Annotated in this window: 32 protein-coding genes and 1 pseudogene; 15 read left to right on the top strand and 18 right to left on the bottom strand. The window is 52.2% G+C overall.

Annotated features, from left to right (window positions below):
• Nucleotides 1-122 precede the first annotated feature (122 nt).
• On the bottom strand, nucleotides 123-308 hold the full coding sequence (locus CBW42_RS14600) for a hypothetical protein (RefSeq protein ID WP_165761028.1): 186 nt from the start codon (nucleotides 306-308) through the stop codon (nucleotides 123-125).
• Here CBW42_RS14600 and CBW42_RS03120 point away from each other — a divergent pair.
• Genes CBW42_RS03120 through CBW42_RS03105 form a run of 4 tightly spaced genes read left to right on the top strand, consistent with a single transcriptional unit; the run spans nucleotide 238 to nucleotide 4,548 of the window.
• A complete protein-coding gene (locus CBW42_RS03120; RefSeq protein WP_087017642.1) occupies nucleotides 238-750 on the top strand; it encodes a phage holin family protein in 513 nt (170 codons plus the stop codon). The two genes, CBW42_RS14600 and CBW42_RS03120, sit on opposite strands and share 71 nt — an antisense overlap.
• Nucleotides 747-1,043: a DUF4406 domain-containing protein gene (locus tag CBW42_RS03115; protein WP_087017640.1), complete on the top strand. Its 297-nt coding sequence runs from the start codon at nucleotides 747-749 to the stop codon at nucleotides 1,041-1,043. Before CBW42_RS03120 ends, CBW42_RS03115 begins: the two co-directional genes overlap by 4 nt.
• Complete coding sequence (locus tag CBW42_RS03110) at nucleotides 1,040-1,957, top strand: hypothetical protein (protein ID WP_087017638.1); 918 nt, start codon at nucleotides 1,040-1,042, stop codon at nucleotides 1,955-1,957. Before CBW42_RS03115 ends, CBW42_RS03110 begins: the two co-directional genes overlap by 4 nt.
• Complete coding sequence (locus CBW42_RS03105) at nucleotides 1,957-4,548, top strand: M14 family zinc carboxypeptidase (protein ID WP_087017636.1); 2,592 nt, start codon at nucleotides 1,957-1,959, stop codon at nucleotides 4,546-4,548. The genes CBW42_RS03110 and CBW42_RS03105 overlap by 1 nt, the downstream gene beginning before the upstream one ends.
• Nucleotides 4,549-4,716: 168 nt before the next feature.
• On the opposite strand, the gene CBW42_RS03100 is transcribed toward CBW42_RS03105, so the two are convergent.
• The 12 genes from CBW42_RS03100 to CBW42_RS03050 are packed head-to-tail and all read right to left on the bottom strand — an operon-like array spanning nucleotide 4,717 to nucleotide 10,585.
• Nucleotides 4,717-6,564 carry a hypothetical protein gene (locus CBW42_RS03100; RefSeq protein ID WP_133058246.1) on the bottom strand — a complete coding sequence of 616 codons (1,848 nt, stop codon included), beginning with the start codon at nucleotides 6,562-6,564 and terminating at the stop codon, nucleotides 4,717-4,719.
• Entirely contained in the window at nucleotides 6,524-6,934 is a 411-nt protein-coding gene (locus tag CBW42_RS03095) for a nucleoside triphosphate pyrophosphohydrolase family protein (protein ID WP_087017632.1), read from the bottom strand. Before CBW42_RS03095 ends, CBW42_RS03100 begins: the two co-directional genes overlap by 41 nt.
• Nucleotides 6,912-7,184, bottom strand: coding sequence for a hypothetical protein (locus tag CBW42_RS03090; RefSeq protein WP_087017629.1), 273 nt, complete (start codon nucleotides 7,182-7,184; stop codon nucleotides 6,912-6,914). Before CBW42_RS03090 ends, CBW42_RS03095 begins: the two co-directional genes overlap by 23 nt.
• On the bottom strand, nucleotides 7,181-7,381 hold the full coding sequence (locus tag CBW42_RS03085) for a hypothetical protein (RefSeq protein WP_087017627.1): 201 nt from the start codon (nucleotides 7,379-7,381) through the stop codon (nucleotides 7,181-7,183). The genes CBW42_RS03090 and CBW42_RS03085 overlap by 4 nt, the downstream gene beginning before the upstream one ends.
• Complete coding sequence (locus CBW42_RS03080; RefSeq protein ID WP_087017625.1) at nucleotides 7,371-7,577, bottom strand: hypothetical protein; 207 nt, start codon at nucleotides 7,575-7,577, stop codon at nucleotides 7,371-7,373. The genes CBW42_RS03085 and CBW42_RS03080 overlap by 11 nt, the downstream gene beginning before the upstream one ends.
• Nucleotides 7,574-8,113, bottom strand: coding sequence for a hypothetical protein (locus CBW42_RS03075; protein WP_087017623.1), 540 nt, complete (start codon nucleotides 8,111-8,113; stop codon nucleotides 7,574-7,576). The genes CBW42_RS03080 and CBW42_RS03075 overlap by 4 nt, the downstream gene beginning before the upstream one ends.
• Nucleotides 8,110-8,382: a hypothetical protein gene (locus tag CBW42_RS03070; RefSeq protein ID WP_087017622.1), complete on the bottom strand. Its 273-nt coding sequence runs from the start codon at nucleotides 8,380-8,382 to the stop codon at nucleotides 8,110-8,112. The genes CBW42_RS03075 and CBW42_RS03070 overlap by 4 nt, the downstream gene beginning before the upstream one ends.
• On the bottom strand, nucleotides 8,379-8,576 hold the full coding sequence (locus tag CBW42_RS03065) for a hypothetical protein (RefSeq protein WP_087017620.1): 198 nt from the start codon (nucleotides 8,574-8,576) through the stop codon (nucleotides 8,379-8,381). Before CBW42_RS03065 ends, CBW42_RS03070 begins: the two co-directional genes overlap by 4 nt.
• Entirely contained in the window at nucleotides 8,573-8,749 is a 177-nt protein-coding gene (locus CBW42_RS14595) for a hypothetical protein (protein WP_165761026.1), read from the bottom strand. The genes CBW42_RS03065 and CBW42_RS14595 overlap by 4 nt, the downstream gene beginning before the upstream one ends.
• Before the next feature lie 30 nt (nucleotides 8,750-8,779).
• Nucleotides 8,780-9,535 (bottom strand): DUF7666 domain-containing protein, encoded by a 756-nt coding sequence (locus CBW42_RS03060; RefSeq protein ID WP_087017617.1) that lies wholly within the window; start codon nucleotides 9,533-9,535, stop codon nucleotides 8,780-8,782.
• Between the two features lie 18 nt (nucleotides 9,536-9,553).
• Complete coding sequence (locus CBW42_RS03055; protein WP_087017615.1) at nucleotides 9,554-10,330, bottom strand: phage antirepressor; 777 nt, start codon at nucleotides 10,328-10,330, stop codon at nucleotides 9,554-9,556.
• A 57-nt stretch (nucleotides 10,331-10,387) separates the two neighbouring features.
• Complete coding sequence (locus CBW42_RS03050; RefSeq protein ID WP_087017613.1) at nucleotides 10,388-10,585, bottom strand: helix-turn-helix transcriptional regulator; 198 nt, start codon at nucleotides 10,583-10,585, stop codon at nucleotides 10,388-10,390.
• 149 nt (nucleotides 10,586-10,734) lie between these two features.
• Between CBW42_RS03050 and CBW42_RS03045 the strand changes: the two genes are divergently transcribed.
• The 6 genes from CBW42_RS03045 to aroD all read left to right on the top strand — a co-directional run bounded on the left by CBW42_RS03045 (nucleotide 10,735) and on the right by aroD (nucleotide 15,945).
• Nucleotides 10,735-11,385 carry a LexA family protein gene (locus CBW42_RS03045; protein WP_165761025.1) on the top strand — a complete coding sequence of 217 codons (651 nt, stop codon included), beginning with the start codon at nucleotides 10,735-10,737 and terminating at the stop codon, nucleotides 11,383-11,385.
• Nucleotides 11,386-11,413: 28 nt separating this feature from the next.
• The gene (locus CBW42_RS03040) at nucleotides 11,414-12,094 is read left to right on the top strand and encodes an HI0074 family nucleotidyltransferase substrate-binding subunit (protein WP_087017609.1); all 681 of its coding nucleotides are present in this window, start codon (nucleotides 11,414-11,416) and stop codon (nucleotides 12,092-12,094) included.
• A 135-nt stretch (nucleotides 12,095-12,229) separates the two neighbouring features.
• Nucleotides 12,230-13,765, top strand: a complete 1,536-nt coding sequence (locus CBW42_RS03035) for a recombinase family protein (RefSeq protein WP_087017607.1) — start codon at nucleotides 12,230-12,232, stop codon at nucleotides 13,763-13,765.
• A gap of 182 nt (nucleotides 13,766-13,947) precedes the next feature.
• On the top strand, nucleotides 13,948-14,451 hold the full coding sequence (locus tag CBW42_RS03030; RefSeq protein ID WP_242969770.1) for a phosphatase PAP2 family protein: 504 nt from the start codon (nucleotides 13,948-13,950) through the stop codon (nucleotides 14,449-14,451).
• 16 nt (nucleotides 14,452-14,467) lie between these two features.
• Complete coding sequence (locus CBW42_RS03025; protein ID WP_087017605.1) at nucleotides 14,468-15,112, top strand: fructose-bisphosphatase class III; 645 nt, start codon at nucleotides 14,468-14,470, stop codon at nucleotides 15,110-15,112.
• 77 nt (nucleotides 15,113-15,189) lie between these two features.
• The gene (gene aroD, locus CBW42_RS03020; RefSeq protein ID WP_087017603.1) at nucleotides 15,190-15,945 is read left to right on the top strand and encodes a type I 3-dehydroquinate dehydratase; all 756 of its coding nucleotides are present in this window, start codon (nucleotides 15,190-15,192) and stop codon (nucleotides 15,943-15,945) included.
• A 318-nt stretch (nucleotides 15,946-16,263) separates the two neighbouring features.
• Here the strand turns inward: aroD and CBW42_RS14920 are convergent.
• From CBW42_RS14920 to ndk, 3 genes and pseudogenes are all read right to left on the bottom strand, one after another.
• A pseudogene (locus CBW42_RS14920) lies at nucleotides 16,264-16,530 on the bottom strand (ATP-binding cassette domain-containing protein); the annotation flags it as partial.
• A gap of 164 nt (nucleotides 16,531-16,694) precedes the next feature.
• Nucleotides 16,695-17,648, bottom strand: coding sequence for a hypothetical protein (locus CBW42_RS03010; RefSeq protein WP_087017599.1), 954 nt, complete (start codon nucleotides 17,646-17,648; stop codon nucleotides 16,695-16,697).
• Nucleotides 17,649-17,799: 151 nt separating this feature from the next.
• Entirely contained in the window at nucleotides 17,800-18,204 is a 405-nt protein-coding gene (gene ndk, locus CBW42_RS03005; RefSeq protein ID WP_087017597.1) for a nucleoside-diphosphate kinase, read from the bottom strand.
• Nucleotides 18,205-18,483: 279 nt separating this feature from the next.
• Between ndk and queD the strand changes: the two genes are divergently transcribed.
• From queD to queF, 5 genes are read left to right on the top strand one after another with little or no spacing between them, the layout of a single operon-like run.
• A complete protein-coding gene (gene queD / locus CBW42_RS03000; protein WP_087017595.1) occupies nucleotides 18,484-18,912 on the top strand; it encodes a 6-carboxytetrahydropterin synthase QueD in 429 nt (142 codons plus the stop codon).
• Nucleotides 18,913-18,915: 3 nt separating this feature from the next.
• A complete protein-coding gene (queE, locus tag CBW42_RS02995) occupies nucleotides 18,916-19,584 on the top strand; it encodes a putative 7-carboxy-7-deazaguanine synthase QueE (protein ID WP_087017594.1) in 669 nt (222 codons plus the stop codon).
• 23 nt (nucleotides 19,585-19,607) lie between these two features.
• On the top strand, nucleotides 19,608-20,186 hold the full coding sequence (gene folE / locus CBW42_RS02990; protein WP_087017592.1) for a GTP cyclohydrolase I FolE: 579 nt from the start codon (nucleotides 19,608-19,610) through the stop codon (nucleotides 20,184-20,186).
• Nucleotides 20,187-20,198: 12 nt separating this feature from the next.
• Nucleotides 20,199-20,888: a 7-cyano-7-deazaguanine synthase QueC gene (gene queC / locus CBW42_RS02985; RefSeq protein WP_087017590.1), complete on the top strand. Its 690-nt coding sequence runs from the start codon at nucleotides 20,199-20,201 to the stop codon at nucleotides 20,886-20,888.
• A 2-nt stretch (nucleotides 20,889-20,890) separates the two neighbouring features.
• The gene (queF, locus tag CBW42_RS02980; RefSeq protein WP_087017588.1) at nucleotides 20,891-21,388 is read left to right on the top strand and encodes a preQ(1) synthase; all 498 of its coding nucleotides are present in this window, start codon (nucleotides 20,891-20,893) and stop codon (nucleotides 21,386-21,388) included.
• Nucleotides 21,389-21,457: 69 nt separating this feature from the next.
• On the opposite strand, the gene CBW42_RS02975 is transcribed toward queF, so the two are convergent.
• Nucleotides 21,458-23,164, bottom strand: coding sequence for a sulfate adenylyltransferase subunit 1 (locus CBW42_RS02975; protein ID WP_087017586.1), 1,707 nt, complete (start codon nucleotides 23,162-23,164; stop codon nucleotides 21,458-21,460).
• The gene (gene cysD / locus CBW42_RS02970) at nucleotides 23,164-24,063 is read right to left on the bottom strand and encodes a sulfate adenylyltransferase subunit CysD (RefSeq protein ID WP_087017584.1); all 900 of its coding nucleotides are present in this window, start codon (nucleotides 24,061-24,063) and stop codon (nucleotides 23,164-23,166) included. Before cysD ends, CBW42_RS02975 begins: the two co-directional genes overlap by 1 nt.
• Nucleotides 24,064-24,073 lie beyond the last annotated feature (10 nt).

Raw genomic sequence — 24,073 nt, 5'->3', positions numbered from 1 at the left:
CAACTCCTGCGCCTGTCGTCAGGCTGTTAGCAAACAGATTCGCACACGAACCGAGAGTAAACAGTGTATAAAAACTACAGAACCACAACATACAGGTGTTACCGGAAAATTTATAGATAAATTTATAGGCACAGTAAACGCCCAGCAACGCTCCGGCAGATGCAAAAAACAGTTGGACGGACTGTCCCGGAACCAACAACTATTTGAAACCACAGGTTGCTTACAACATTATTTAAGATGCCTGCAACAATCAACACCCAAACAACATTCCACGCGCCCGTCTTCTCTCGACTTCTTAAATCTTTCATTCGATCAACTCCTTGCATATATCGTACTACGCAGAGTGTGGACTTGCAACAGCAAGATTCTGTGAATTTTGATATTGTGGAAAAAACATGCGGAGGTAACTATATGGTATACGCAATCACATTTGCATTCATTGTGTTGGATTTTGTCACAGGGCTGATTAAGGCGGTCAGTTCCGGTAAGTTCAAATCCTCGATGATGCGCGAAGGGCTGTTTCACAAAATCGGAGAAATCCTGTGCATCGCACTGGGTATTCTCATCCAATACGCGGAGGGGTATCTGGATTTGGGTATCAACCTGCCGGTTGCCGGTGCGATCTGCACCTACATTGTTCTGATGGAAATTGGCAGCGCGTTGGAAAACATTTGCGCGATCAATCCGGATTTGGCAGCGTCCAAGCTGTTGAAAATCATTGGAATTGGAAGAGAGGAGTCGGACGAATGAAAAAATTGTTTATTTCGCAGCAGATGCGTGGCAGAACCAATGACGAAATTCTGACAGAACGTCGACAGGCAGTTCAGGATGTTCAGCGGATGATCGGCGAAGAAGTTGAACCGCTGAATACATTTTTTACGGACTATGACGGTAAGCCGCTGGAGTTCCTAGGTAAGTCGATCATGATGATGGCGCAGGCTGATGTGGTGTATTTCTGCAAAGGCTGGGAAGATGCGCGCGGATGCCGTGTGGAACGCTCTGCCGCAGAAAACTATGATGTGAAGATGGTGGTGTCGGCATGAACTATACAGTCAAATTCCAGACAGAGCCGGAATACAAAAACATCCGCTATGGCGGAAACAGCATCTATAATTCCGCATGCGGGCCTGCCAGCCTGTGTAATGCTCTGAAGGCGCTGGGCATCGCGGATATCAGCATTCCGACAATGTGCAATCTCGCCGTATCGTGCGGTGCGCGTGTGGAAGGCGGCACGGATGAAGCAGTTCTTCTCCGGTCAGCAGCCTCAAAGTATGGGTTTGAATGGCGCAGCACCAGCAAAAATGCTGAACTTCTCTCCCACCTGAAAGCAGGCGGCGCAGCAATTCTGCATGCCGGATCAACGTACAAGCTGTTTTCCAACAGCGGGCACTTTGTCGCAGCTGTAGCTGCATCCGGACAGACAATTACGGTGCTCGACAGCTATTGGTACAGCGGGAAATATACCGCGTCATCCATCCGGCGCAATTATGTCAGCGTCGTGAGCAAGGGCGTAGTCAAAACCAGCCTGACACAGTGCGGTAAGGCGACCATTGACCGCAGTCCGAGTTATTATCTGATTTCCAAGCCCGCACCTGCGAAGAAAACAGAACCGAAGAAGGAGGAAACTGAATTGGTCGAAAAGACAAAGTTTGAAATCGGCGGAGAAAAATTCACGCTGGATGCCATTACAAAAAACGGGACGACCTATGTCTGCTTGAAACAGTACAACAATGTTCTCGGTCTTGACACCGGATATGATGCGGCAACTGATACCCGTGCAGTCAATTTTGACCAGCTGAATATTGCTGTTAACGGGACGGAACACACAGTTCCCGGTTTGATCGCTGGCAAGGGACATTCCTATGCATCGGTTCCCGATTTGCTGAAGCTCACCGGCTGTACAGTCGGCTGGAATGACGGCAGCATTGTTGTTACATCGTCCGAAGGTGATGTCTGATGCTGCACGGAAATCGACTCCGTCAGTGGGACAGCAACCGGAAACTGGAGCTGTACGATCCGGAGGATGTGACGGTTTCCCGCGTGGAATTCTGGCGCAACGGCATGCAGCAGCCGATTCCCATCGAGCCGGATCGCAGTACATCCCCGCCAACGGTGGCAGTGCCGAACATCCTGCTACAGTCCTGCGAACCGATTATCGCCTATGAATGCGTTTCTGAAACAGAATCGTTCCGCACGATACGGAAACAAATTCTGCATGTCGAACCTCGTTGCAGACCGGCGGATTATGTCTGCGAAGAAACGCCGGTCAAACAGTGGGACAATTTAGATGTCCGACTTGATCAGCATGATACCATACTGGAACAGCACAGCAACACGTTGAAGCAGCACAGCACGATGCTGAAAACACAGGAAACAGAAATATCTGACCTGGGCAACGAGCTGAACGACGCCAGTGCAGAATTACAGAAACTGGAACAGGCACAGACATTATCTGATGCTGAAATCGCACAACGTGTAAAAACCGTGAATGGAGTATCTCCGGACAAAAACGGCGCAGTCAGTGTACCAATTGCAAGCTCCGAAGAAATGCAGGGTTTTGTCGACACATACTGCAAGGCGAACGGCGTGCAGGCTGGTGCGACTGCCGCACAGGCGGAGCAGATCGAGAAGAACACACAGGACATCCGTTTATTTACAGAAGAACTTGAAAACAATATCAATTCACTCTCTCTGTGGGAAAGCGGACAGATCAATTCGGATGGAACGAACAATACAAACAACACCCGAATCCGCACGATCAGCTACATACCCGATAATGTCATTCGCGTCAAAGCGGACGATCAGGCAAATGTCAGGGCACAGTTGTATGCCGCAGACGGTACATTTGTGAAGGTGTCCGATCTTGGATTTACACAGGATTTTTTGGTTGCAGATGTGCTGGCAGAAGATGCGCAGGCATCAAAAATTCGGTTGACTGCCAGACACGTAAAAACGACGACGGCGATTGACACAGATTATGCGGAACATATTCAGCTGCTTACTCTGACGGACACGGAACTGACTGCCGCCGGAAAGTCGGCAGACGCAGCGGCAACCGGTGCGGCGATTGCGGCGCTGGAAAAAACAGACAGCGACCAGCAGTCACGAATCTGTAGTATTGACCATATCCTGTCCCCGGTGTGGGAACAGGGTCACATCAAGACTGCGGATGGTACAGACGGTTTGCCGACTGCAAACAGTTTTGCCCTGCGTATCCGAACAGGCTTTCTGCCGGAAGATGTGCAGAAGATCACGACGTCCCGGCTGGGATGGCTGTATCTGTTCCGCTATGACAAAGATGGAAATTTTGTGGATTATATCGATTACGAGGCGTCAGCAGAGGTGACCGATTTCGACCACAGCCAATATTTATACCGTGCGATGCTGCGCGACGGCTTGGATTATGGCGCTGCGACAGATCTGTCCTACACGGCGTATGTCAAAATCGAAAATAAGATCAACCGACCGCTTGTGCGGTTTGAAATCGACCATACTATGCGCGATGTATCCGGCGATTTGTCTGGCGTGGATTTATCTGCCGACACCCTGCCGGAGAAAACGCTGGAGCAGGTGTACAGTCTGTTTGACGGGCTGGTTACAGCATATCCCGACTATGTGACAAAATCAGATGCAGCGGGGCTGTGCAGTATGACATACCCCGATTATGCCAACGGCGTATCGGGCAGCAGCATCTATGCGGATACACCGGCATACAAGACATATCTGTACACCCTTTCTGAATCCAATGCATCTGCCGGAAATGATGGCACGTGCAAAAAGGCAAAGCTGCTGATTGTCTGCGGTGTGCATGGAAATGAATATGCCGCACCATACAATGCCTATCTGTTTGCAAAGCAGCTGTGCGACAGCGTTTTGACAGACGAAAATTTCTTCAAGCTGCGGGCGGCCTTTGATATCTATATCATCCCGTGTCTGAATGGCTATGGCATGTACCACGGACTGCGCGGCAATGCCAACGGGGTAAATATCAATAGAAATTTCCCTGTTGAGGACTGGAAGGTGCGGAGCGAAGATACGAAGGACACAGCAGCGAACAATTACAGTGGCCCATCTGCCGGAAGCGAATTTGAAACACAGCTCGTCATGAACATAACGGATTTGATTCAGCCGGATATGTGCATTGACCACCACAACTACAACAAGGAAAAATGGCAGTTCTATACAACGGTATGTGATTACCGATGGCTTGGGTTGATGTATCAGTCGTTGGTGGACTGTTCGTGCGCATTCAAAAAGAACTATCCGCAGTATTTCGGAACCGGATTTTCCCTTCTGGTAGATAAATCCGGCGCGGCGCCATCCAGCGTGTCGAAGGATAAGACGCTTTGTACGGCGTCCAAATGGTGGTATGAAAGCGGTATGACATTCGCCGCCACAGTAGAAGCAGCCGTGTCAATCAACTATACCGACGGCGTTTATACGGATACCACTACAAATTACTACGGTATGGACACGTTATCCGTCGCGGAATACACGCTGCGCAATGTGGTTTTGCACGCGGGACAATATGTGCTGGATAACAAATAACGCAAAATAGGCGCAGGGGCGAAAACCCTGCGCTTCTTTGTGCCCGTATGTATGCTTGTATGTGGCAGTTGGCACACCGTCAGATAAAATGACTATCAGTCATAAAAGCCGGAGGATGAGTATACGCTCGTCCCCCGGCTTGCTGCTTTGTGGGATATTTTATTTTTATTACCCGCGATTTTTATAATAAAGATCCCACATATAGGTAAATTGATCGTCTGAAAATCCTGCCTTTTTTGCATCGGCACGTTTGGCGTCCTTGGTATATCCGGTGCGCCGGTCGCTGACGATACGGTACATCTGCTGGTAGTCGTCGATATTCCAGCCTGCGGATTTCGCGGCAGGCCAGCGCTTCTGGGCGCTTTCGGACATCTGCGTCGCTTGCATGGTCTCGCTGCTGCTGTAGTCCACATTTGCCTCCTGGTACACGAACTGGTATCGGCTGATGAACATTTCATCCAGCTGCTTCTTCTGCCCGGCAGACAGATCGGTAGACATAATATACTCACGCTGCATCGTCTGCATCTGTGTCCGCTTGGTACCGTCTGCCTGCGCCTGCTGCTCGATTTGCTGCAGGTTGTACCGGATCGCAATGGCAGTTGCCGGATCAATGCCGCTGGCGTTGATTTTCCAAATCCATGATGTCTTCGTGACATTTTCATTCAGGTTGCATTTTGCCAACTCCCGTACATAGTCGTAGCAATCACGTATGAGTGCCATTTTGTCCTCGTCTGCTGCGGATTTGTACGCGGCGGACGAAATCATTTTAGTCAGCAAATTGTAGCTGTTTACGCCGATTTCGCGCTTCAATTGCGTATACTGGTCAGCCGACAGCACAATTGCTGTCCCGTTTGCCAGTGACAGGCGCTTATCCGGCAGGCCGGGGAGTAATGCGGCATTGCCCGTTTTGTCGTACAGTCGCAGCAGCTCCTCGTCTGTTGATGTCTTTTGGATGCGGCTATAATATCCCGGACTGACCATGTTGGCAAACACTCGATACGGCACGCTGCCGTTGCTGGTCGTGCGTCCCCAACTGTCCAGCAGATCTGTGCCTGCCGCAATCGTACAATGGCTGTTGTACCATTTCAGCAGGTTTGCCATACTGTCCGGCGCGGCGTCAATCACAGACTGCGGGATCGCCGGGATTTTATTGCGTGATTTGTACAGGATTTTCTGCGCAAAGGTCGGAATCCAGCTGTCCGGATCGGTGTATGTCGTTTTCGCATTTTCCTGTCCGATGCGCGCCAGTTGTCCGAAAAGCGTCGGCACTGCCTGACTGACATACTGCCCGGTTGCAGATGTCGCAATACTGGCGATTTTATTGTCCGATTGTGCAATCTGGGTCAGCGTGTTTTGCAGACCATCCATCATGGACAGCGATACCAGCGGCTCGCTGATCAGCGACAGACTATCCAGCAGGGTCGCCACGCTGATGCCATCGCCCTGCTCCAGCTGTTCCATGCGGTACAGCTCCGCGCCTACCATAAACGGCATGACGGCAGGCGCCATCCAGTCAATCGTATAGCTGTTATCCCCGATCTGAATGGCATAGTCCTGATATCCAAGCGTGTATTCGTCGTAACCGTCGCGGTCATCGTCCCCGCTGCCGGATGCACGGACAATGCCGGATGCCGCGGCCCACACGCCCAGCGCGACAATCTGCGATCCTACCATGCCAGCAGACAGCCGATCAATGAACTGGGATGCTGTGATGCTGCCGCGCCGCAGATCACGAACACCGCGCGTCGCTGTGTCCAGCAACCCAATCGGGCTGTATTCTACAGCGCGCTTCACGATATTGATCGGGGTTTTCTTAAACGGCATCAGTCCTTCCACGATCAGATTGGCGGCTTTTCCCTGCCTGCTCAGCTGATTCAGCGTAGTTGCCAGCTTAGATGCGTCACGATAGGTTGCACGCTGTGCTTCTGCCGTTGCATAGCGGCGGGCACGGGCAAGATGCGCGGTTTCATGCCCGTCAGGCGTTGTCATATGCCAGCAGGTTGGACAGCGGGACAAGTACTTCGCTCCTGTCTACCCGATAGTACCGGGAGCAGGCGCGGGACAGCGTATAAATGACCGCTGACCCATACAGCACGACCGGATTGACGGACTGTGCCGGAAGCACCGCGCGCGATGCGCGGGAAATCAGATCCTCCAGTTCTCCGGTTGCGTCGCCCAGCAGGTAATCAACCTGCTGGGAAACGGCGAACACATCCGCAATCTCGGACACCAGGGCGTCCTCCGTTAAGGCGCCTGCGCCAAACAGCGCGTCCGCCTGCATGTACTCGCTGACCTCCTCAATGAGCTTGTTCAACTGGGCGTACAGCCCGTAGTGCTGCGCTACTGCAACCCAGCCGGTTGCCTCATTCGTCGGTGTCCGTTTCATGCGTAAGCACCTCCTTCCCTGCAACATCCGCAGAACAGAAGGCACGCATGTTGACATGCTGAATAAAGCTGCCGCCGAATGCTTTCTTTCCATTCAGGAACGCCACATCCTCCGCGTTTTCGCAAGTGAATGTGATGGGACAATATGTATCCTGCGGGTTGATCGTCACGCTCCCGCGAAAGCCGTTGGATTTCATCGCAAGCGCGAGACCTCGCGCTCCGCCAAAAATAAGCTCAAGATTACTATTCATTTTTCGTTCTCCTTTCTCATTCTGCGCTGCTGGAAACGTGCGCAGCTGTAGACAATTGTGGGCGATACGCCTGCGGCAACCTGCTGCTCACAGGCAATGAAGTCAATGGCACCGCGCGTAGCCATCTCTGCACGTGCCATATAACGGCGGTTTTTGTCATCGTATATTCGGCGCTTCAGTACATTGTTACTCGCCACTACAGCTCACCTCACACCAAACGCCCAGCCCCCACGCATATGTCTCATACAGCCAATCCTTGACACAGTCTGCATGCAGCATCCCGTCGAATTCTGCCGGGATGTACGCGGAGTCTCCGGGGTAAATTTCCCCTCCGCAGTAGTCGCAGTATGCGACCGGCTGCTCTTCCTGCGGGTCGGGTCTGCCGTAGATCATTTGGCATCACCTGCCGATGTGCGAACCAGAACGACTGCATCTTTCTCCGGATGGTAAAACGCAGCCACCGGAAAATTTCGTTTTTTAGATACCGCATTGAATCGCGAGGCGTTTGGCGTATATCCACCGGCGTCATAATGCCGTAAAACCGAAACCTCATGTACCGATTCTCCCGATGCGATAAAGCGGGCAAGTTCACCGGTATAATCAAACGGAGCACTTCGCTTCGGAGATTGTGCTGGTACAAGCACCGGTTCAGCTTTCGGTTCAACATCCGGTTCAACCGGCTGGACAGGCTGCACGGACTTCATACTGTCTACCAGCGCCTTCCAGCCGGAAAGCTGTTCCAGCAGGTCTGCGTTCTTCTCGCGGAGCTTGTCCGCTTCCGTCATCGCGCTGATCAGTGCGGTGTTCAGGTCTTCCATATACGAAGCGGCTTCTCGCATCGTCGTTTCTGCATTGTGGTTTCCGGTACGTCCCGCCATGTGGCGCAGTTCCGCAACCTTCTGTCGTGTGGCATCCTGTGTTGCTTTCATTTGCGTTTCTCCAATCTCTGTGATAATTCGTCCTCGTTCGTGCGTTCCTGCGCGGCGAGGGCTTTTTTCGTTTTGCGATACTCCCGCAGGTACTCTTTGCGCTCCTCCATCTTCTCCGGATGGCGCTCCCGGTACCTGCGGCTGCGTTCACGTTCGAGTTCCCGCTGGTGCTCTGTCTGCGGCCCGCGCATCTCGCGCTCAAGTTCGATGTCATCCAGCGCAAGATGCAGCAGCTCCAGTCCGCGGATATGAGAGACACCCGCACTCATGAGTACAAATCCTCCGACAGCTTGCGCACCAGCGCAACCTGATTCAGATAGGTCATGTCCTCGCACTGCCGCAGGTTTTCTGCAAGGCGCGCATGCTGCGCGGCATATCTGCGGCGGTTCTCTGCGGTCAGCTCGTCCAGCGTGGGCGTGCGGCGCGGTGCAAACCGCGCGCGAATCCGATCAAAAAGTTTCATGTTTTCTCCTTCTTTCTTCTCATATGGTTCTGATAAATCCTGCGCGCGGACGCATAGGCCGCTTCCTCGCGCCTGTGCATTTCCTCCTGCGAAACACCACGGAGGTATGTGTCCATCACATAGACATGTGCGCCGTTGTATTCATACTCTCGAATTACATTCCCGTCTTTCATGGGAATTCACCTCCGGTAAATGGTATGCGGTCAGAGGTTGTCAGCTTCAGTGAATACGCCATCTTTGAGTGTGTACCATGTATCCGGCTTGATTTCCACGCCATCCACTTGTGCAGTTCTCACGCACAGTAACGGATAATCTTCCCCATCAAATGCGCCGTATTCTGCGGCAACGAGCCAGCACCCAATTGACCCAAGTACCTTCGAGTTACGGCCCGTTGCGATCGCCACAGAATCGCGCCCTGTAACGCTTGCAGCAGAGCGGTAGCCGGTGTTCGTTGCAGCAGAGCAGTAGCCGGTGTTCGTTGCAGCAGAGTAGTTGCCGGTGTTCGTTGCAGCAGAGCGGTAGCCGGTGTTCGTTGCAGCAGAGCGGTCGCCGGTGTTCGTTGCAGCAGAGCGGTTGCCGGTGTTCGTTGCAGCAGAGCGGTAGCCGGTGTTCGTTGCAGCGCATGTATTATCTATCTTGCTGTTGATATACTCAACATGGGCCTTTACAAGTCCAGGAATACCGATTTCTGCGCCGATCTTGATTTTGCGAGACGCAATTTTAGAATCGTCTGTATCTCTGTCCATATCTCCAGATTGCTCAACCTCGAAAAATCGGCTATCTGCCGGATCGTAATGGCAGAACACATCCAACGGAACTTCGCAAGCATGAAAGCCGTTCTCACAAGCGCAGATTTCACCACTCTGGTTATATTCCTTGCCGACTTCATACTTAAACCCGCCATAACCGGTCATGTTCTGATGTAAGCCCTTATACGATTTGATAATTTTTTCTTCCATTGTTTTCCTCCAGTTTCGTCAATCAGTATGTAACGGTTGTCTCAAAATACCGCCTAAAAATGCGTTGATAAAATACTGCTGTCCCTTGCCGGTAACCTTCGGCGTCTTGTTTATGGTCTGGTGTCCGTCCGCGTGACTGACAACGGTCTCCTTGATCTCAAACAGCTTCAGCTCCATCGCGCGCTGCGTTGGCATGTTGTAATCCGTTCCCTTTCGGCGGATCAGATAGCCGTTGCTGCGCAGCCACTCGAACAGCCGGTTCTGACCCATATTCTCCACGCCGTTCTGCTTCAGAATCTTTGCCAGCTCGCCGATTAAGATACTGGTCTTGCTGGCTGCGACGGAATCTGCAAACAGCGCTTTCGGCTGCATCTCCGCAATGCGCGCATCGCGCTGATTGATCTGTCGCTGTGCAACCAGCAGCGCTTTGGCCATCAGGTCAGCATCTGACATCGTTTCCTGCCCGGATATGTAACCGCCGGTTTTGCGGATGCTGGGAAGCACCTCGCTGGTCACCCAATGTTTGAATTTCTTCGCAGTCGGCAGCTTACTCGACAGGATCAGGCTGTATAAGCCAGATTCGTTGATGATGGTCATATTCTGATTTCCGCCAAGGGTGTAACAATTCGTTACCCCCTTGTCTTCTTCATCGACATGATCTGCAATAGCTTTGCGAGGGTTGCTGTAACCCAATGCTGCCGCCACGTCCTTCCCGACGAACCACGGCTCACCGTCCTTTTGTAGCGTTCGGATACTGCCGAACTCAGGGTTTTCAAAAATTTTGATTTTGTTCATTTGGTCTCCTTCCCTAACGATGCAAGTCACATGCATTCGCTAGCTTAAAGCTAACAATCAGGGTAAAAAAATAAAGTCTATCGGATAATTGTACAGCTTCTCGATCTGCCGAACCAAAGTCCAATCCGGAGTGGTTTTACCAGATTCATAGTTTTGCAACGAAGCAACCGAAATATTGAGCGCTTTTGCCGCTTCTTTTTGGGTAAAATGTGCGTTTACACGTGCCGCTTTCAATGTAATCTTTGGAATCTGCATCTGCAATCACCTCACTTTCTCTGATCATGTATTTAGTATAGCTCGCTTTTAGCTAGCTGTCAAGCTAAAAGCGAAATATTTTTTATTTTATATTGATTTTCTTTCGCTTTTGGTGTAGTATACATATTAACAGGAGGGAGATGAATTTTATGGAGATAAATGAAACAAGAGAAATTTTTGCTCGAAATCTTCGCCGAATTGCAAGCGAAAAGCAAATTACTCAGTCGGATATCGTGTCGGCAACAAATTGTAGTTCTGCGACTGTATCTGACTGGTTCAACGGAAAAAAATATCCACGTCCGAATCGAATGCAACGCATAGCCGATACGTTAGGCGTTTGCATGTCTGATTTAATAGAAGATCAATTTTCAAAATCACCTCTTCCAAAGGATGCGCTTCCCTTTAACCCGACGCACCGCATCCCGATCTTGGGGCGCATCTCTGCCGGGTTGCCGCTGTACGCAGAGGAGCACATCGAAGGCTGGACATATACGGAGTTAAACGGCGGCGCGGAATATTTCGCGCTGCGGGTTCACGGAGACAGCATGGATGCTCTTGGCATCAAAGACGGCTATCTTGTTGATGTCAGACGGCAGGACATGGTGGAAAACGGTGAGGTTGCCATTGTGATGGTTGGAGATGACGAGGCGACCATGAAGCGATTCTATCAGGACGGCGATACCGTCACACTGATGCCTCAGAGCACAAATCCGGCGCACATGCCACAGATATACAATCTGAAGGAAACACCGATCCGAGTCATTGGAAAGGTCGTCAAAGCAGAGTTTCAGGTACTGTAAAACGCCACCACAGAAACGGAGGTATACGATGCGTCAATGCAATGAACTATATCGCCAGCTTGCCGCGCTCGGTCGGAAGTTCGGCGCAGCTCGAATCGTCCTGTTTGGCTCGCGTGCCCGGGGCGATAACCGGGAGCACAGCGACATCGACATTGCGGTTTATGGACTTCCCGAACCGGCATGGTCAGATTTTGAGGATGCAGTCGACGCACTCCCCACTCTCCTTCCTTTTGATTTGATAGATATGAATCGACCAATTTCAGAAGAATTACGCGCCAATATTGAAAGAGATGGTATTGATCTTATGACAAAATTCAATGAAAAATACGCCAAATATTGCATGGCAGTAGATCGGCTCGAAGAAGCGATTTCAGAATATGAGAGCAACCCATCTGATATTATCCGCGACGGCATCATCCAGCGCTTTGAATTTTGCACGGAACTCGCATGGAAAACGACACGAGAATATTTGCTGGAAGAAGGTGCGGAATTTCGCAATACACCAAAGGCAGTCATGCGCGAAGCGTATGCAGCCGGTCTGATCAGTGAAGATTCTTTATGGAGCAAGTTATTGACGGATCGCAACCTCACCTCTCACACATATAACGAAGATACTGCACAGGAGATATTCGGTTGCATATGCACCGATTACAGGCGCTTACTGCGTCGGTTAGCAGATAAATTAAAAGAAACGAATCCGACGGCATAAGCTGTTGAAAACAAAAAAATCCCGCCTCGGTGCGCCAACACCAAGACGGGACAAGGGGTAGATAAACTTTCCACGGTACATCTACCCCTTTATTTTACTATATATTTTTATAAAAGTAAAGAAAGGGGATCAAGTATGGACGCAATGTATCTCAGAAAATCCCGCATTGATCTCGACGCCGAAAGAAGTGGAGAGGGCAACACGCTGCTTCGACATAAAACCACTCTGCTGGAATTGGCAAAACGGCAAAACCGCACAATCGGCGAGATTTATGAGGAAGTCAAAAGCGGGGAGACCATCGCTGCACGCCCGGAAATGCAGAGACTTCTCGCAGATGTCGAAGCTGGCAGATGGGATGCTGTACTGGTCATGGAGGTGGAACGCCTTGCGCGCGGTGACAGCATCGATCAGGGCATTGTATCACAGGCATTCAAATCCAGCGGCACGCTGATCATCACGCCGGCGAAAACCTACGATCCAAACAACGAATTCGACGAGGAGTATTTCGAGTTCGGACTGTTCATGAGCCGCAGAGAATACAAATCCATCCGGCGGCGCATGGAGGCTGGAAAGCGCGCCGCAGTGCGCGAGGGAAAATACATGGGAAAAACCGCGCCGTTCGGTTACCGGCGCGTTCGGGTCGAAAACGGAAAAGGCTGGACGCTGGAAATCGTGCCGGAAGAAGCGGAAATCGTCCGGCGGCTGTATGACATGCATGTCAGGCAGGGCGTCGGATTCCAGCACATGGCACGCATGCTGAACGAGGAAGGCGCACTCACACGGCGCGGCAATCCTTGGTGTCCATACTCTGTGCGTGCAATACTAGACAACGTGACGTATGCAGGATATGTTTATTACGGGCGCGTCAAGACGGTAAAGACATCAACAGGACGGCGCGGAATCAAGCGCAGACCGCTTGCAGATGAAGTCTTGATTTGCAAAGGTATCCATCCACCCATCATCTCAAAGGAACTGTTTGATGCATCGCAGGCGCGGCGCATGAAGTATAGAAGCGCGCCGGTCAGAAACGACGAAGACCTTGTGAATCCGTTCCAAGGCATTCTCTTCTGCCGGGACTGCGGCGCGAGAATGCAACTCAATGTCCGTCCGGCGAAAACACACTCGCTTCTGTGCCGAAACATATCGTGCAGCAATATCTCTGCCCGGCTCCCTGTTGTAGAAGAGCTTCTCCTGCACATGCTGGAAGACTGGCTGGATTCATATCGGGTGGAATGTAATTCGGAGACCTCAGACCTTCTGCGGCAGAGGCTTTCCGAAGCCCAGACATCTTCGCAACGGATAGACTCCCAGATCTCGCAGGAAAATCGGAAGCTGCAAAAAGCCTATGACCTACTGGAATCCGATGTATACACAACCGACGAATTCACCGCACGCCGCGCATCAATACAGGAACGGATTGCAGAGCTTACGCAAAAAAAATCCCAAATAGAAAAAAAGATCAGCGAGTACGAGCAGGCAGTCGAACAACAGGAAGATATTGTTCCGGCGGTTGAACGGCTGGTTATGATGTACAAATACGCTGATACTGCCCGTGAAAAAAACGATATGCTCAAAGCATGTCTGGAACGTATCGAATATAAAAAGACAAAACAATACAATGATTCCAGCATAAAGTTGTGGATTTACCCTCGTTTGGGGCGAAAAAGTTAATGTGTAACATGGAGGGTCTTGTTCGTGTGGGTGCACACAGCTTCCCGAATCTGCGCATCGCTGCATACGGGGCCGGGTGTTACGCGTTCACTCATAACTTCTCCCTCCATGTCGGTATTCTGGACTATACTATGCCGCACAGGGAAAAAGGTGATTTCACAATAAAACTGCTGTCAAGGAGGATGATTTTTATTACTGCACAAGACTATCAGACCTGGACACAGCCGCTGCGCCGCAGGCCGCGCCTGCGGCGCGCCATGCTGTTGCTCAACCGCATTTTGCCGCTGCTGCTTTATGCTCTGTATCCGATTTTGCTTCTCTTTCTGCTGCTGCGGCAAGATGACCGCTTTCTGCGCGTACTGCTGACACCGGGTATCTCCTTTGTTCTGCTCTCGATTTTCCGCGACCGGTTCAACGCGCCGCGCCCCTATGAAGCACTCGATATCGATCCTCTGATCCGCAAAAATACCAAAGGACATTCCTTCCCCAGCCGCCATGTGTTTTCTGTCTCTGTCATCGCCTGTACGTTCTGGTTTGTTTGTCCGCCCGTCGGGATTCTCCTGATGCTCTGTGCCGTTCTGATTGCCATCATTCGTGTGCTCGGCGGCGTGCACTTCCCTCGTGATGTAATTGCAGGTCTGGGCATCGGCATTCTCTCCGGCATCATAGGCTTCGTTCTGTTATAAAGGAGAAATTGATTTCATGTCTGTCTATGTCATGTCTGATTTGCACGGTGATTGGGCACACTTTAAATTGATGCTGCTCAAAATCCGTTTTTCCAAATCAGATCAGCTGTATATCATCGGCGATGTCGTCGACCGTGGCCCGCACAGCATCAAGCTGCTGCAATTCATTCGCCAGCAGGAAAATATGACGCTTCTGATGGGAAATCATGACCTGATGCTGTTGCAGGGGCTCGCGCACTTCGATAACCCGGACAGCGCAGACTGGTTTGACCCGCAGACCTATGCCGAGGTGTGCCAGTTATCCGCAGAGGAACGCGCCGCACTTGCGCAGTATCTTTCCACTCTGCCGCTGTTCCTGACGGTTTCTGCCGGCGGTCAGGACTATTTCCTGGTACATGCGTGTCCCGCACCACAGGGCAGTTCCAACGCGGACGCGCTGGAATACTTCCTCTGGACACGTGTTTCCCCCGACAGCACCTTTGACATGCCTGTCATTGCCGGACACACGCCGACTGCTTATTATCAGGAGAAAATTCCACTGCGCATCTGGCGCAACGGAAACTTTACCGACATTGACTGCGGCACAGCATTCCGTTCGGTTGTCCCCGGCGGCTGTCTCGCCTGCCTGCGCCTGGACGACAACAAAGAATTTTATGTATAACATGGAAATGTTGTACAATATGTGATAGAATAACCATACTGCATCGGTGATAGGATGACCATGAAGGAGAATAGATCATGAGAGAAGTATGTGTAAGAGGCTGCTCCATCGGAACGGGCATGCCGAAAATCTGTGTTCCGATTGTTGCGCGCACCATGCGTGAAATTTTTTCCCAGGCACGTGCCACAAACAATAAAACGTTCGACATTGTCGAATGGCGTGTCGACTGGTTTGAAGAATTTACTAATCCGGATACCGTGCGCCGTGCGGCGCGCGTCCTGCGCGGTATTCTCGGCGAAACGCCAATCCTGTTTACGTTCCGCACAAAGAAAGAAGGCGGCGAGGCAGATATCGACCCTGCGTATTACATGGAACTCAACCACATCGTTGCATCTGAGCATCTGGTTGACCTGATTGACGTCGAGCTGTTTGCGGGCGATGATGTGGTACGCCAGATCATTGCAGACGCCCATGCCGTCGATGTTCCGGTTGTGGTCTCCAGCCATGACTTTGAAAAAACCCCGCCGCACGACGAGCTGGTTGCCCGCCTGCGCCGCGCGGAGGAGCTCGGCGGTGATATCCTCAAGACCGCCGTCATGCCGCACAACAGCCGCGATGTGCTCGACCTGCTCTGTGCGACCGAGGAAGTCTCCCGCACCAGCGAACGTCCGGTTGTCACGATGTCGATGGGCGAACTCGGCATGATCAGCCGCCTGAGCGGTGAGGTCTTTGGCAGTGCGATGACCTTCGGCACGGTCGGCTATGCGTCCGCGCCCGGCCAGATCGGCATCGAGCCGCTGCGCGAGGTGCTCGAGCTACTGCACCACAAGTAACCCCCCATATCCCCGGATGGAAAACGCCGCGGAGCAGTCGCTCCGCGGCGTTGAATTTTATTTGCCTTTCTTTTACAGCTTCAGGCAGCTCTTGGCACTGACATAGATCATGCCGAAATATGCCAGATACATTGCGCCGACAAAGGCTGCTGTCGCCGCAATGCTGCCCGACATATTCCCCATTCCTCCGTCTGCCATCAACGTTTCATTCGCCGCCCACAGGCCGAAGAACGAATGCACCACCGCCAACAGCAGCGGCAGCAGGAAATATACAGCGATCTGCCGGAGCAGTGCACGGCGAAGCATGGGTTTATCTGCACCCAGCTTGTCGCGCCGGAAGGCTGCGAGCTGTTTTTCCTTCATTGCCGTAATATCTGTTCCCCCGATGCAAATCTGTCCGGCCGTCGGGCGGTCAATCGTGGAGATACAGCTGAGCAATGTTGTTTTGCCGCTGCCTGATGCGCCCATAATACCGATAAATCCCCCCTGTTCGACCGAAAAGCTGATGCCGTCGACCGCTTTGGTCAGGTTTCCACTTCCACCATAATATTTTTGCAACTGTTTTACTGTTAAAATCGATGCCATTGCATAGAACCCCCTGTCTGGTTTGCATCATTATTGTACCATTACAGTAATACAATTTCCATCGATTTTCCTTGCTGAAAACGAACAGTTTTGTAAGGTTGGCGAAAAAAATCCGGTGAACCGTTCCCGATTTACCGGATCTCGATACTCTCTTGTATGTTTTGTTATTTCTTTGCAAGATAAACCGTACGGTTTGGAAAGGCTCCGTCCTCGTCCGTCCGGTCTTCTTCGTACACAGTTTCACAGTCACTGTCGGCATATACCTCATATCCATCCGGTGCCTGTACCAGAACCGAAATTCCGTCCGGCACGGCTACAGTATCCGTTGAGCCATCCGGATAGTGTAGTGTAAACGTACGGCTCCAGTCCGCTTCTATGATATCCTCCCGCATGAAATCCGGCAGGGATACAATCTTTTTGTTGTAGGTCATGCAGCGCGAGCGCGTACACTCCTTTACCGTTCCATCGGTATCGGTGAAGCGGTATGTGCGGAAGACATCCAGAATGCGCAGAGTTTCCTTCTCCACATCGTATTCCTGCGTCGTGTAGGTATAGGTTCGTCCGGTGCTGTCTGTGAAGGACATTGCGGAAATATCCGTAATAATATGGTAGGTATCTCCGCTGTCCGTGCAGGAAACCAGCTTTTCCTTGCTGCTATAATCGCCGAAGCTGTACTGATGGAACAGCTTTTCCGCATAGGTGATTTCCTTTTCGCCGCGCTGCTCCGGATCATCGGCCAGAATGGTCAGCACGGTGTCCTCATCCTCTGTAATGGCAGCGGAATAATTCACATCATCGCGTGTAAAATAATACCGAAACGACATATCTGTTTTGCGAAAGCGCGAAACCAGACCAAGGTCTTCCTCCCAGTACAGGGTAAGCAGGGCGTTGGTCTCCCGATTGTCCGGCCCTTCACGCAGGCAAGTGCTCAGGGAAGGCTGGATATTCGCCGCATGATATACCTCCAGCGTGTTTGCCGCATAAATTTCTTCCAGTGTCGGTGTGCCCGCAGGCAGTGCTGCGCTGCCGGTATCGTTGTTCGATGCCGCACCGCAGCCTGCCAGCAGAACAGTCATGCAGGACGCAAACACAAGCGCGGCAATTCGTTTTACATTCATAATCTTATCTCCATTGTTTGCCCAGAATCCCTGTGTAGCCGGCACAGGTTCACTGCATATAGTACCATACTTCCCGCTCCGATTCAAGGAATGTATGCCATTCATGCAAACAAAAAGGCTGCCGCAGCAGCCTTTTGCCGGTATTTTCCTGTTATTCGCCGAAGAAGCGTTTGATTTCAATCGCAGCAGTCTCTTCGGAATCCGAGCCATGGATGAGGTTTTCCGTTGTTGTATTGGCAAAATCGCCGCGAATCGTTCCCGGCAATGCCTCACCGAACTTGGTTGCGCCCATCAGCATGCGCATGCCCACAATGGCGTTTTCTCCCTCAATAATCATCGCCAGCACCGGACCGGAGGTCATATACGCAACCAGCTCAGGGAAAAACGGCTTATCTGCGATGTGTGCATAATGCTCCTTCAAAATCGCTTCATCCAGCATCTTGAGCTCACAGCGCACCATATGATAGCCTTTTTTCTCAATGCGGGAAATAATTTCGCCCGCCAGACCACGCTGCAACGCATCCGGCTTGAGCATAATATACGTCTGCTGTACCATATTCCTCTTTCTCCTCTCAGGTCAGATATGTTCCAAAATGTATTATACCGTTTTTGCACAGGAATTACCAGCAATTTTACAGAAAATTTTCCAAAGCCTGCGGAACGCGAAAGATTTGACATCCTTGCATGACGGTGGTATAGTAATATAGAATGTAAATCAGACAGTTCGTTTGCACCATCCTGTCTCTAAACAAAACCAGGGCTACTGTACCATGATACGCTATCTGTTACAGCAGGCCGTTGTGCCTGCTTTTTTGTTTGCTTTGAAGGAGATTGTATGTTTTATTTGAAGGCGGAATCCAGCTTTGATGCGGCGCATTTTCTCGCCCATTACGAAGGCAAATGCCACAACATCCACGGGCACCACTGGATTGTCCAGCTGCGCGTCTGCGGCGAGGCGCTACAGGACACCGTGCAGGAGCGCGGCATGCTGGTGGATTTTTCCCAGCTCAAGGGTGACCTGAAGGCGATTGTCGAACCAATGGATCACACACTGATTTATGAAGCAGGCACGCTTCGCGCAGGTACGCGCGATGCGCTCGCGGAGGACGGCTTTTCTCTGACGGAAATCCCATTCCGCCCGACTGCCGAGCACTTTGCAAAATACTTTTTTGAGCGCGCTTCGGCGCTCGGCTACCACGTCGCAGAGGCGACTGTATACGAAACGCCGAACAACTGCGCCTCCTACACCGGGGAGGAAGACTGAAACATGGCAGAATTCAACGTAGCAGAAACCTTTGTCAGCATCAACGGCGAGGGAGTGCTCGCCGGACAGCTCTCCGTTTTTGTCCGTTTTACCGGCTGCAACCTGCGATGCTCCTTCTGTGATACGATGTGGGCAAACGATGCTGATGCACCACATACAACCATGACAACCGAGGAAATCTGTGAAGCTGTGCGCAAAACCGGTGTGCACAACGTCACCCTGACCGGCGGCGAGCCGCTGCTGCGCGCGGGCATGGCGGAGCTGCTGCACAGGCTGACAGAAAATCCGGCACAGCGTGTGGAAATCGAAACCAATGGCAGCATCGATCTCACACCGTTTACCGGCATCTCTTCCGCCATTTCATTTACCATGGACTACAAGCTGCCGGGCAGTGGTATGGAATCGCACATGCGCACGGAAAATTTTGCGCTGCTGACCGAACGCGATACGGTGAAGTTTGTCGCTGGCAGCCGCGCTGACCTCGAGCGCGCACTGGAAATCATCCAAACATATGACCTGACCCACCGCTGCCATGTCTACCTCAGTCCGGTCTTCGGGCGCATCCAGCCGGTGGAAATTGTCGAATTTATGCAGGAGCATGTGCTCAATGACATCACTATGCAGCTCCAGATGCACAAAATCATCTGGGACCCCGACCAGCGCGGCGTATAAGCACCGCAGAAAGGGAAAAAATTATGGCTATTGATACCAATGCAATCAAGGAATATATCCGCGGCATCCTCATTGCCCTCGGCGATGACCCCGACCGCGAAGGCTTAAAAGACACGCCTGACCGCGTCGCACGCATGTACAGCGAGGTGTTCGAGGGCATGAATTACACCAACGAAGAAATTGCGCAGATGTTCGACAAGACCTTTGAGGACGAAATGGATTTCGCCAGCGATTCCAAAGACCTTGTCATTGTGCGTGACATCCAGCTGTTCAGCTATTGTGAGCATCACATTGCTCTGATGTATGACATGACCGCGACCGTCGCCTATATGCCGAACGGCAAGGTCATCGGCCTGAGCAAAATCGCACGCATTGCTGATATGGTGTCCAAACGCCTGCAACTACAGGAGCGCATCGGCTCGGACATCGCCCAGATTATGCAGATCGTCACCGGTTCGGAAGACGTCGCCGTGCTCATCGAGGGCAGTCACAGCTGTATGACCGCGCGCGGCATCCGACAGGCAAATGCCCGCACCACAACCACCACCCTGCGCGGACGGTTCCGCACCGATTCCGATTTGCAGATGAGACTGTACCGATAAGGAGATATCACCATGAAGGCTCTTGTTTTATCCAGCGGCGGCGTGGACAGCACCACCTGCCTCGGACTGGCAATTGAAAAATACGGAAAAGAAAACATAGTTGCACTGTCCATCACCTACGGCCAGCTGCATACAAAAGAAGTCGAAGCAGCGAAAAAAATTGCCGACTATTACGGCGTCGAATTTCTGACGCTCGACCTCGCAAAAATCTTCCAGTACGACACCAAATGCTCCCTGCTCCAGGGTTCGCAAAATGAAATCCCGGAGGAGTCGTACGCCAATCAGCTCCAAAAGACCGACGGCAAGCCGGTTTCCACCTATGTGCCGTTCCGCAACGGCCTGTTCCTGTCCTCTGCAGCCAGCATTGCGCTGTCCAAGGACTGCTCTGTCATCTATTACGGCGCACACAGCGACGATGCGGCAGGCAACGCCTATCCGGATTGCAGCAGTGCGTTTCATAACGCCATGCGCGATGCGATTTACATCGGCAGCGGTAACCAGCTGACCATCGAGGCGCCGTTTGTCCATTCCACAAAGGCAGATGTTGTGCGCGAGGGTCTGCGCCTCGGCGTGCCATACGAGCTGACCTGGAGCTGTTATGAAGGCGGTGACAAGCCGTGCGGCAAGTGCGGCACCTGCCGCGACCGCGCAGCAGCCTTTGCCGCCAACGGTGTCGCCGATCCGGCATTGCAGGAGGGATAAGCATGGCAGGAAGAAACACGGAAGAAACGCAGGGCATCACCCTGCTCGGCAATCAGGGCACAAAATACCGCGATGATTACGCTCCGGAAGTGCTCGAAACCTTTGTCAACAAGCACCCGGAAAACGATTATTTTGTCAAGTTCAACTGTCCGGAATTCACCAGCCTGTGCCCGATCACCGGACAGCCGGATTTTGCCACCATTACGATCTCCTATGTGCCGTCCGAGCGCATGGTGGAGAGCAAGTCGCTCAAGCTGTACCTGTTCAGTTTCCGCAACCACGGTGATTTCCATGAGGACTGCGTGAACATCATCATGAAGGATCTCATTCGCCTGATGGATCCGAAATATATCGAAGTCTGGGGCAAATTCACCCCGCGCGGCGGCATCTCCATCGACCCCTACTGCAATTACGGCAAGCCCGGCACACGCTGGGAGGAAGTCGCATGGAACCGTATGGCAAACCACGACCTGTATCCGGAAAAAATCGACAACCGATAACAAACCTGTATCGATAACAAAAGCGGAAGCCGTTGGCTTCCGCTTTTGCGTTTCTCTGGTAAGATGGGATTAAATCATATAGTCATCGCTTGTACTGCTGCGGTAGACAATCCGGCGGAAGGTCTCAAAATGCAGCCAGCGGTTGAGCTTCTTCTCATCCGCCCGTGTATGCGAATCATATGCCACGAGGAACTGCTCCAAATCGTCCTGTGACGGCACGCAGATGGCTGCACCGCGCTCGTTGACAATCGGCAGACCGCTTGTGACATACTGTCTCAGCGGCAGCAGCTGGGCAAACACGCCGTCCCGGATGCGGACAACCGAACGGCTCGCCAGATCAAGGATATCAAAATCCTGTGGGTAATGGTAGCCCTCACCGCTGAGCGGAACGGCATCGCCGATCTGGAAGCGGACACCCTCCGGGTCATAGCTGCCGAGCAGACCACTTTGCAGCTGGACATAAACGGTTTCAAACAGGTGTGTCTTGACAATCTCGTCTCCCTGCTGGAACTGTACTGTGCGGCCGATGTCTGTTTCATGAACAATCGCCTGTACCACGCCGCATGCCGATGTCATATTGGTCACGCGGTCGATCAGCAGCAGCTCGCCCAGCGTCTTGTGATTTTCAAACGTATCAATCGGAATGTTTTCGTCTACTGCAATGTCGCAGTAGGCGATTTCATTTTTCTTCAGGCTGAGCGCAGGAAGCTGCTCACCGGTGTTGACATCCGTCTTGTATCGAATCGCGCGGACTACGCCGGGGATCGTGCGGGTGCCGAGCTTGATAAAGTATTCCTTTCCTTCTGTCAGCTGGCTGTCATCCATCCACAGAAGCGTCGCCTGGAATGCCTTCGCAGAGGAAATGCTGTTGCCGCGCGTCAGAACACGGCCGCGCGAAACATCGATTTCACGGTCGAGCTGGATGGTAACCGGCTGCCCCGCATAGGCGTGATCTACCTGCTTGTCGCCGACCAGAATTGCCTTTACGCCTGCCTTTTCTTCGCTCGGCTGGACGGTAATTTCGTCGCCGATGGCGATTTCACCCGACTCAATCTGACCCTGGAAGCCGCGGAACGTATGATTGGGGCGGCAGACACGCTGTACCGGGAGATAAAAGCCCTCTTCTGACTGTGCTTCGGTAATATCTACAGTTTCCAGATAATCCAGCAGTGTTGTACCCGTATACCACGGTGTGTTGTCCGATTTTGTCGTCAGGTTGTCACCCGCCGTCGCGGAGACAGGAATAATCTGCACGCTGTGCAGGTGCAGCTCTTCGGCGAGCGCATGAATCTCCGCCTCGATTTCGCGGAAGCGCGCCTCACTGTAGCCAACCAGATCCATCTTGTTGAGCGCAAAGACAAAGTAGCGAATGCCCATCAGTGCACAGATACGCGCATGTCGGCGGGTCTGCACCAGCACGCCCTGGGAAGCATCGACGAGGATGATGGCGAGGTCGGCAAACGATGCACCGACTGCCATGTTTCTCGTGTATTCCTCATGTCCCGGCGTGTCCGCAACGATAAAGCTGCGGTTGTCTGTAGTAAAATAGCGGTAAGCGACGTCAATCGTAATGCCCTGCTCGCGCTCCGCCATAAGGCCGTCGAGCAGCAGAGAATAGTCAATTTCACCGCCGCGGCTGCCGACCTTGCTTTCCAGCTCGAGCGCCTGTTCCTGATCGGTGTACAGCTTCTTGGTATCGTATAAAATATGTCCGATCAGTGTGGACTTGCCGTCGTCCACACTGCCGCATGTAATAAATTTTAACAGATTCTTCATCAGAAATACCCTTCTCTCTTTCTGCGTTCCATGCTGCCGGCAGCTTCCTTGTCAATCACACGGCTGGTGCGTTCCGAAGTGACAGCCGACAGCGTTTCCGAAATGACCTCGTCCAGTGTGGTTGCATCCGATTCGACCGCGCCGGTCAGCGGATAGCAGCCGAGTGTGCGGAAGCGAACCTTTTTGATCTGCGGCACTTCGCCCTCGTTCAGGCGCATGCGGTCATCATCGACCATAATCAGGTTGCCGTCGCGCTCAACTACCGGATGCTCCGCCGCAAAATACAACGGCACAATGTCGATGTTCTCGCGCTTGATGTACTGCCAGATGTCCTTTTCCGTCCAGTTGGACAGCGGGAATACGCGGATGCTCTCGCCCTTGTTGATGCGGGTGTTGTACAGCTTCCACATCTCCGGACGCTGGTTTTTCGGATCCCATGCCTGTGCTTCGTTTCGGAACGAGAAAATGCGTTCTTTTGCACGCGACTTTTCCTCATCGCGGCGGCCGCCGCCGAAGGCTGCGGTGAAGCCATATTTCTTCAGCGCCTGCTTGAGCGCCTGTGTTTTCATGATATCGGTATACGCAGCGCCATGGTCAAACGGATTGATGCCCTGCGCCAATCCCTCCGGGTTGGTGTAAACCAGCATCTCAATGCCGAGTTCCTTCGCCTTGCGGTCACGAAATTCGATCATTTCACGGAACTTCCATGTCGTGTCAATGTGCAGAAACGGGAACGGCGGCTTTTCGGGGTAAAACGCCTTCATCGCCAGGTGCAGCATAACCGAGCTGTCCTTGCCGATAGAATACAGCATAACCGGGCGTTCACATTCCGCCGCGACTTCACGCATAATATAGATAGCCTCTGCCTCTAACTGGTCGAGGTGGGAAAATTCACTCATTGTTATTCAT

The sequence above is a fragment of the Butyricicoccus porcorum genome (genome assembly GCF_002157465.1).
GTDB classification, from domain to species: domain Bacteria; phylum Bacillota; class Clostridia; order Oscillospirales; family Butyricicoccaceae; genus Butyricicoccus_A; species Butyricicoccus_A porcorum.
This window is presented reverse-complemented; position numbering and strand designations above follow the sequence as displayed.

Bases quoted from the DNA above. Each gene is read 5' to 3' on its own strand.
- CBW42_RS03120 (WP_087017642.1), top strand. From the start codon at position 238: ATGCCTGCAACAATCAACACCCAAACAACATTCCACGCGCCCGTCTTC.
- CBW42_RS14600 (WP_165761028.1), bottom strand. From the start codon at position 308: ATGAAAGATTTAAGAAGTCGAGAGAAGACGGGCGCGTGGAATGTTGTT.
- CBW42_RS03115 (WP_087017640.1), top strand. From the start codon at position 747: ATGAAAAAATTGTTTATTTCGCAGCAGATGCGTGGCAGAACCAATGAC.
- CBW42_RS03110 (WP_087017638.1), top strand. From the start codon at position 1,040: ATGAACTATACAGTCAAATTCCAGACAGAGCCGGAATACAAAAACATC.
- CBW42_RS03105 (WP_087017636.1), top strand. From the start codon at position 1,957: ATGCTGCACGGAAATCGACTCCGTCAGTGGGACAGCAACCGGAAACTG.
- CBW42_RS03095 (WP_087017632.1), bottom strand. From the start codon at position 6,934: ATGAAACGGACACCGACGAATGAGGCAACCGGCTGGGTTGCAGTAGCG.
- CBW42_RS03090 (WP_087017629.1), bottom strand. From the start codon at position 7,184: ATGAATAGTAATCTTGAGCTTATTTTTGGCGGAGCGCGAGGTCTCGCG.
- CBW42_RS03080 (WP_087017625.1), bottom strand. From the start codon at position 7,577: ATGATCTACGGCAGACCCGACCCGCAGGAAGAGCAGCCGGTCGCATAC.
- CBW42_RS03075 (WP_087017623.1), bottom strand. From the start codon at position 8,113: ATGAAAGCAACACAGGATGCCACACGACAGAAGGTTGCGGAACTGCGC.
- CBW42_RS03070 (WP_087017622.1), bottom strand. From the start codon at position 8,382: ATGAGTGCGGGTGTCTCTCATATCCGCGGACTGGAGCTGCTGCATCTT.
- CBW42_RS03065 (WP_087017620.1), bottom strand. From the start codon at position 8,576: ATGAAACTTTTTGATCGGATTCGCGCGCGGTTTGCACCGCGCCGCACG.
- CBW42_RS14595 (WP_165761026.1), bottom strand. From the start codon at position 8,749: ATGAAAGACGGGAATGTAATTCGAGAGTATGAATACAACGGCGCACAT.
- CBW42_RS03060 (WP_087017617.1), bottom strand. From the start codon at position 9,535: ATGGAAGAAAAAATTATCAAATCGTATAAGGGCTTACATCAGAACATG.
- CBW42_RS03055 (WP_087017615.1), bottom strand. From the start codon at position 10,330: ATGAACAAAATCAAAATTTTTGAAAACCCTGAGTTCGGCAGTATCCGA.
- CBW42_RS03050 (WP_087017613.1), bottom strand. From the start codon at position 10,585: ATGCAGATTCCAAAGATTACATTGAAAGCGGCACGTGTAAACGCACAT.
- CBW42_RS03045 (WP_165761025.1), top strand. From the start codon at position 10,735: ATGGAGATAAATGAAACAAGAGAAATTTTTGCTCGAAATCTTCGCCGA.
- CBW42_RS03040 (WP_087017609.1), top strand. From the start codon at position 11,414: ATGCGTCAATGCAATGAACTATATCGCCAGCTTGCCGCGCTCGGTCGG.
- CBW42_RS03035 (WP_087017607.1), top strand. From the start codon at position 12,230: ATGGACGCAATGTATCTCAGAAAATCCCGCATTGATCTCGACGCCGAA.
- CBW42_RS03030 (WP_242969770.1), top strand. From the start codon at position 13,948: ATGATTTTTATTACTGCACAAGACTATCAGACCTGGACACAGCCGCTG.
- CBW42_RS03025 (WP_087017605.1), top strand. From the start codon at position 14,468: ATGTCTGTCTATGTCATGTCTGATTTGCACGGTGATTGGGCACACTTT.
- aroD (WP_087017603.1), top strand. From the start codon at position 15,190: ATGAGAGAAGTATGTGTAAGAGGCTGCTCCATCGGAACGGGCATGCCG.
- CBW42_RS03010 (WP_087017599.1), bottom strand. From the start codon at position 17,648: ATGAATGTAAAACGAATTGCCGCGCTTGTGTTTGCGTCCTGCATGACT.
- ndk (WP_087017597.1), bottom strand. From the start codon at position 18,204: ATGGTACAGCAGACGTATATTATGCTCAAGCCGGATGCGTTGCAGCGT.
- queD (WP_087017595.1), top strand. From the start codon at position 18,484: ATGTTTTATTTGAAGGCGGAATCCAGCTTTGATGCGGCGCATTTTCTC.
- queE (WP_087017594.1), top strand. From the start codon at position 18,916: ATGGCAGAATTCAACGTAGCAGAAACCTTTGTCAGCATCAACGGCGAG.
- folE (WP_087017592.1), top strand. From the start codon at position 19,608: ATGGCTATTGATACCAATGCAATCAAGGAATATATCCGCGGCATCCTC.
- queC (WP_087017590.1), top strand. From the start codon at position 20,199: ATGAAGGCTCTTGTTTTATCCAGCGGCGGCGTGGACAGCACCACCTGC.
- queF (WP_087017588.1), top strand. From the start codon at position 20,891: ATGGCAGGAAGAAACACGGAAGAAACGCAGGGCATCACCCTGCTCGGC.
- CBW42_RS02975 (WP_087017586.1), bottom strand. From the start codon at position 23,164: ATGAAGAATCTGTTAAAATTTATTACATGCGGCAGTGTGGACGACGGC.
- cysD (WP_087017584.1), bottom strand. From the start codon at position 24,063: ATGAGTGAATTTTCCCACCTCGACCAGTTAGAGGCAGAGGCTATCTAT.